Raw genomic sequence first — 6,990 nt, forward strand, 5'->3', positions numbered from 1 at the left:
ACCCTTGCACCAGCAATCGAAAAATCAGACTATGAGCCTAAGACACCAGAAGCAGACGCAAGTGTAGACGCTGATACTGTAAACGACGCTACCGCATTTCTGGAAACATTCTTTAAGCTGTACCCAACAGCCACAGAAAAAGAACTTGCCTATTATGTATCTGGTAATGTACTTGAACCTATCGGCAGAGATTACCTTTATTCTGAACTGATAAACCCTATCTTTACAAAGGACGGGGAGAATGTGAAAGTCAAGGTTGCTGTGAAATTCCTTGATAATCAGACAAAGGCAACGCAGGTATCGCAATATGAGCTTGTGCTACATAAGGATAGCAACTGGAAGATTATAGGATAAGTATTAAGGGGTTATCAAAAAAAGATAGCCCCCTTTACCCTAAAAGCAGAAAACGTTGCTCACGTTTCAGATATATGTTAATATTAAAATTAGAATAGATTAACAAAAAGAGATGATTGGTATGGATAATAGATTTAATAAATCTTGGTATGGAGATAAAGCACAATTAGTCGATAGTGATAATGATTGTGTTATTATAGATTATGGCTGTAAAGGAAAAGGTATTATTACAAGTTATAATCTTTATGACGGTATCACACTTTGTTTTCTTGATTTTTATACAGATGAAATTATGCCCTCACAAAAATTTAATCCTGATATAATTTCTATTGTCCATTGTCAAGCGGGGCGTTATGAATGTGAATTTTCTAATCATCAGATGTTTTATTTGTCAGAAGGATATTTCAGTATTATGGGGACTAAACATTTGCCTATATCTTTTTCCTTTCCCCTAAAAAAATGTTACGCATTTAGCTTAGTCATAGATAAACACGCCCTTAGTGCAGATACACAAAAAATTCTAAATGATTTTTGCTTAGATATGGACAAAATAAGTGAAAGATTAAAGTTAAATAAAAATGGATATTTAAGTCATGCAGACTTTGAGTTAGGACATCTTTTTGAAGAATTTTATAATGCTAAAGATAAGGAAAGTATTACCTATTTTCGTGTTAAAGCAATCGAATTTTTATATTTCATCAACAAACTGTCGGGCAATGAAGAAACTGAATTTCGATATTTCAACAAAAAATATATACAAATAACAAAAGATGTTTGCAAATATATGACAGAACATTTAGAAGAAAAAGTATCTCTGGAACAATTAGCTTATGAAAAAGGAATTAACTTGTCGTTACTGTATAAAGTCTTTGCACAAGTATATGGAGATACTCCTTATTCTTACATAAAAAAATACAAGATGAATATAGCGTCTAATGAATTAAGAAATTCAAAGCGTAAAATAAATGATATTGCGTTAAGTCTTGGATATAGTAATGCAAGTAAATTTTCTATTGCATTTCAATCGGTATATGGTATTTTACCTAAAGATTATCGAAAGGCAGAAAATTAACACTTTTGGGCTATTTTTTGGATAGATATATAGCTATGGAGTAGAAGCAAATAAATATAAAAAGTAAAATGATGTATGTTAGCAAGAGCTAACTACATCATTTTTTAGTTAGGAGGATTTATTATGGCAAAGAAAACGCCAAAACAGGTAAAGCCTAAAACTGGCTTGGCACGATGTATGGAACTGGCTTCAAATAAGAAAGGACTGATTTTTATATCCGCTATTCTTTCTTCCTTAGCGTCGATTGCTTCATTTATTCCTTATATTGCAGTTTACTTCATCATTCGTTCTATTCTTCAAGTTTATCCAAATTTGAATAGCTTAGATGTCAATGAAGTAATAGGGTATGGCTGGTTGGCTCTGGGTGGAATTATCGCAAATATTTTGTTGTATTTTTTGGCGATATTTTGTTCTCATCTTGCGGCTTTTGGAACATTGTATGAATTAAAGGTTAAATTTGCAGAACATATTACCAAAATACCTTTAGGTTATCATTTGACGATTGGAAGTGGACGGTTAAGAAAAATCATGGACGAAAATATAGAAAGTGTTGAGGGTTTCATTGCACATCAATTTCCTGATTTTGTGGCTTCCGTAACTGCTCCGATTGTTATGGTTATTTTATTATTTGCTATTGATTGGAGATTCGGCATTGCTTCTCTTGTTGGTATTATTTTAGCTTTTATTGTTCAGTTTATGGGTTATGGAAGTGGGGCAATGAAAGAAAATATGGGGAAATATCAAATTGCTCTTGAAGATATGAATAATGCGTCTGTTGAATATGTACGAGGTATGCCAGTCGTTAAGGCTTTTAATCAGACAGCTAATTCATTTGAACAGTTAAAACATGCAATCTCTCAATATACAGAATGGGTATTGAAATTTTCATTAGGTTGGCAAAATTGTATGCCTGCATTTACAACGATAATTAACAATATTTATCTTGTGCTTATACCCGTAGGTATTTTAATTGGTACTAATGCAGTAAACCAGAAAGAATTTCTGATGACTTTCATCTTCTATTTGCTCTTTGTTCCAGCAGTAGCGGGTATACTTAACAAAATTATGTATGTTTCAGAATCGTTTATGCAAATCAATGGAAATGTTGCAAGAATGGACGAAATATTTAATATTCCAGTCTTAAAAGATACACAAATATCAAAGACTTTTGATAATGACAATGTTACATTCGATAATGTTAGTTTTTCTTATACTGGAAAAGAGAATGAACTGGCAATAAAAAATGTTTCTTTTGAAGCAAAGCAAGGGGAAATAACAGCGATCGTCGGCTTATCTGGTGGTGGAAAAAGTACGATTGCTAATTTGATTTCTCGTTTTTGGGACGTAACCTCTGGAAGCATTAAAATAGGAAATGTTGATGTTCGTGAAGTTGGAACTAATGACTTAATGAAACATATTAGCTTTGTGTTTCAAGATATATTTCTTTTTAAGCAAAGTATTTTCGATAATATTCGCATGGGAAATCCAAACGCAACAAAAGAGCAAGTCATATCAGCTTCTAAAGCGGCACAGTGTCATGATTTTATTTCTAAATTACCAAACGGATATGATACAGTAGTCGGAACACAAGGTATACATCTTTCAGGTGGAGAACGACAGAGAATTGCTATCGCAAGAGCTATTATTAAAGACGCCCCTATCATTGTATTAGATGAAGCAACTGCATTTAGCGACCCTGAAAATGAATATTTGATACAAAAGGCTTTTGAGAAACTTATGCAAGACAAAACTGTCATTATGATTGCACACCGTCTTTCTACAATTCGTAATGCAAATAAAATTATTGTTATGGAAAATGGTCGCTTAATTGAAAGTGGAAAACATAATGATTTAATACAGAAAAATGGACGTTATGCTGAAATGTGGAAACATTATACAGAGGCGATTGATTGGAAAGTTCAAACAAAGGTGGTGCAGTAAAATGAAAAAATTAAAAGAAATATTATTTTTATCAGATAAAGGCTATACTGATTTGAAAAAAGCAATCATTGCTTGTACGATTACAAATTTAGCAATGTTACTTCCGTTTTGTATTACAGTTATGGTTTTTAGTGAGCTATTAAATCCTTTTTTAGGGCAAGAGTTAGATTGGCAAAATATCTGGTTGCTTTGGGGAGCAGGTATTATTTCAGCAATCATTGTTTTCTTAGCTTCCAAAAATGATTATCGCAAGACTTATATTGCTTCTTATAAAGAGTCAAATGTTACTAGATTGCGTATTGCTGAACATCTGCGTAAACTTCCTATGAGTTTCTTCAACACAAAGGATTTATCAGAACTTACAACAAATATGATGTCGGATTGTAGTAGTATGGAGTCAATGTTAAGTAGTACTATTCCGCCTCTAATTGCAAATGGAATTTCTGTAACTTTAACCTGTGTTCTTCTTGCACTATTTGATTGGCGTTTAGCATTATGCGTTTTCATTACATTACCGATTGCTTTCTTAGTTATTTGGTGTAGCAGGAAATATCAGATAAAATTATTTGAAAAGCAAGTGGAAACAAAATTAAATGCGTCCAGTCAAGTACAAGAATATTTAGAGGGAATAAAAATCATTAAATCATGTAATTTAAGCGGCGTTCACTTTAGGACTTTGAACAGAGCGTTATTGGAAATGAAAAAAATTGCTGTTAAAGTTGAAATGGTTGTCGGTATTTTTATGTCCAGTGCAAGCATGATTTTACAAGCAGGAATAGGAATAACTATATTTGTAGGGACAATCTTATTAGTCAATGGACAAATTGAGCTATTACCTCTTCTTATGTTTTTCTTGATTGTAACAAAGATATATGGACCGATATTAGCTATTTTATCTCAATTAACTACATTATTAAATCTTAATGTCGTTACAGAAAGAATGAAAACATTATTGACTACTCCTGCTATGAGTGGGAAAGAAGAAACACCTCAAACTTATAATATTAAGTTAAATGATGTATCTTTTGCTTATAACAATGAAGATGTTATTCACAATGTTTCATGCACAATACCACAGGGAAGCATAACAGCGTTAGTTGGTCCGTCTGGAAGCGGAAAAAGTACAATCGCAAAATTGATTGCCAGATTTTGGGATATACAAAGCGGTTCAATAACGATTGGTAATAAAAACATTAAAACAATCAATCCTGAAAATTTAATGGAAAAGATGTCCTTTGTCTTTCAAGATGTTACATTGTTTAATGATACAGTTTTTAATAATATTCAAATGGGAAATCCTAATGCTACAAAAGAACAAGTATATAAAGCTGCCAAAGTAGCTTACTGTGATGAATTTGTTCGTAATCTGCCAAATGGATATGATACTATTTTAGGAGAAAACGGAAGTACATTGTCAGGTGGAGAACGTCAAAGAATTTCTATTGCAAGAGCTTTATTAAAAGACTCTCCGATTATTCTTTTAGACGAGGCAACCGCCTCTCTTGACCCAGAAAATGAAGTTTTCGTACAAAAAGCACTTGCACATCTGATAAAAGGTAAAACAGTTATTATGATTGCACACCGTCTAAGGACTGTGGTAGATGCAGACCAGATATTAGTAATGGAAAATGGAAAAATAGTTGAACATGGAACACATAATGAGCTTATGGAAAGAAAAGGGCTATATCACAAATTATATTCTATTCAACAAGAAAGTCTGGGGTGGTCTGTATAATCGTATAGAAAAACTGATATAGAATAGAAAAATAGTATTATAAGAGCAGAAACATTAAATTTTCAATGATTTACAATATCATAACTTGCTTTTCAAGATGTTTATGCTTAAAGGAGAAACACACATATGATTGGTCTGAAAAAACGAGATATTAAAAAAGCATTGAAAGCTGGGGCAAAAGCTGGCGGTGTATCATTGTCTGATGTTCGGGCGGATATTGAAGCAACGATTGATGAAGCTATGAACAGCACCGACCCAGAGGTGCAGGCAAATTTTAAAAAGTATTTTGGAAATAAACGCCCTACATCAGAAGAATATATTTACAAGATTACCCAAAAGACAAAAGTGTAATACAAAACAAGTGCTGTAAGGGGGATTGTATTATGGAACATTTTAAGCGAAATTCTATACAATCATACACTACCTAATAGCATTTTATTAAAAACTGAATATTTTACAGCTTTAATAGCTCGTATAAAACTATATGTTTTGTGCGGGCTTTTTTTGTACCCGAAAAAATTTTTTCAATTTTTTTCAAATTCCTGCAACAAATCACACCTTGCCGTACAGATATGGTGCGGAAAGAGGGATAAACACTTTTCACGTCATAACGGAAAGGGGGTGTGATGATATGAAACCGTCGAACTTCCAAAGAACGATACAATGTCAATTCGATTGCAAGCTCAAACGTGTAGTAAAGGGCATTGTCCGTAATTACCGCAAAGAATTAAAGCGACGAAGAAATAAGGAAATTTCCTATTGTGAACTTCCAGAAATCGTCGTGGAAAAGCTGGCTGTCTGGGACGAATATGAAAGCGATTATACCGCCTTTGATGTATGCGGTATTGAGGTTCGTGTCCTTGATGATGATTTAGCAGAAGCGATTAAGTATCTGTCTGAAAAGGACAGAGAAATCTTGTTGATGTACTTCTTCTTAGGCATGAGCGATACAGAAATCGGCGACAGATTAAAGATTAACCGTTCAACGTCGTTCCGCAGTAGGAAGAACTCACTTGAAGAAATCAAGAAAAAGTTAAAGGAGAACATGAATGATGAATAACACACGCCCGTCATTTTACCTTATCTCGTCGGCTGTGGACGGCAACGTAAATTCGATTGAAAAGATACTGGCATTTTATGACCCGTACATATCAAAATGTTGTTTACGTCCATTCTATGACAGATATGGTAATGTCTGCATAGTCGTAGACATGGAATTAAAGGGACGTATCAGAGAAGCACTTATCAAAATGATGTTGGACTTTGATATTCCTTTAGAAACCGAAGAATAAGAAGCAGTAACCGCAGAGCATGATTTGTTCAATCCCCTCTTTCCTGCTCTGCTCCTGCTTTTACATGAAAGCAACACGCTTTCGCCACAGCTCTTTGACAACTGAATAAAGCAGACAGATACGTTTGTGAGATAGCGAGCCACGGGGACTGTACGCCACGACCTTTTCAAAAAGAAAGCGAGCGACCCACGCAGTGATCCGAGAGCGACTGTTGGAAAAGTCGTTTTGCCACGACCTATCCTCACAGAATAATGATACGTCCGCATGGTGCGGTTCTGCCCACAAGAATGGGAATAGTTGAGATACTAACGGAGCTTTCCAAAGCCGTCTGCCTGCTTGTAAAAAACGACACACAGTAAAGGGGGTGTATAGATTATGAACAATACTGATGTGCCTATCTGGGAAAAATATACGCTGACGATTGAAGAAGCGTCTAAATACTTCCGTATTGGCGAAAAGAAATTGCGTAAATTAGCCGAAGAAAATCTTGACGCTGGCTGGGTTATCGTGAACGGTAATCGTATTCAGATTAAGCGAAAACAATTTGAAAAAATCATAGATACATTGGACGAAATCTAATGTCATTGAGCCGTAGA

Annotated in this window: 8 protein-coding genes; all 8 read left to right on the forward strand. The window is 34.3% G+C overall.

The window, feature by feature from the left end:
• Positions 1–354: conjugal transfer protein (locus tag WMO18_RS10245; protein ID WP_367286582.1), on the forward strand; the 354-nt coding region annotated here is incomplete at its 5' end.
• Positions 355–475: 121 nt separating this feature from the next.
• Positions 476–1,426 (forward strand): helix-turn-helix domain-containing protein, encoded by a 951-nt coding sequence (locus WMO18_RS10250; protein WP_000370299.1) that lies wholly within the window; start codon positions 476–478, stop codon positions 1,424–1,426.
• 123 nt (positions 1,427–1,549) lie between these two features.
• Entirely contained in the window at positions 1,550–3,367 is a 1,818-nt protein-coding gene (locus WMO18_RS10255; RefSeq protein WP_025578659.1) for an ABC transporter ATP-binding protein, read from the forward strand.
• Between the two features lies 1 nt (position 3,368).
• Entirely contained in the window at positions 3,369–5,102 is a 1,734-nt protein-coding gene (locus WMO18_RS10260; RefSeq protein ID WP_003417799.1) for an ABC transporter ATP-binding protein, read from the forward strand.
• A 126-nt stretch (positions 5,103–5,228) separates the two neighbouring features.
• On the forward strand, positions 5,229–5,453 hold the full coding sequence (locus WMO18_RS10265; RefSeq protein ID WP_003417802.1) for a hypothetical protein: 225 nt from the start codon (positions 5,229–5,231) through the stop codon (positions 5,451–5,453).
• Positions 5,454–5,883: 430 nt separating this feature from the next.
• Positions 5,884–6,162, forward strand: coding sequence for a sigma factor-like helix-turn-helix DNA-binding protein (locus tag WMO18_RS10270; RefSeq protein WP_437127971.1), 279 nt, complete (start codon positions 5,884–5,886; stop codon positions 6,160–6,162).
• Positions 6,152–6,394, forward strand: coding sequence for a helix-turn-helix domain-containing protein (locus WMO18_RS10275; RefSeq protein ID WP_010774379.1), 243 nt, complete (start codon positions 6,152–6,154; stop codon positions 6,392–6,394). The genes WMO18_RS10270 and WMO18_RS10275 overlap by 11 nt, the downstream gene beginning before the upstream one ends.
• Before the next feature lie 375 nt (positions 6,395–6,769).
• Complete coding sequence (locus WMO18_RS10280; RefSeq protein WP_002347229.1) at positions 6,770–6,973, forward strand: excisionase; 204 nt, start codon at positions 6,770–6,772, stop codon at positions 6,971–6,973.
• The last annotated feature ends 17 nt before the right edge of the window (positions 6,974–6,990 follow it).

Source organism: Ruminococcoides intestinihominis (genome assembly GCF_040096285.1).
In the GTDB taxonomy this organism is placed as follows: domain Bacteria; phylum Bacillota; class Clostridia; order Oscillospirales; family Acutalibacteraceae; genus Ruminococcoides; species Ruminococcoides intestinihominis.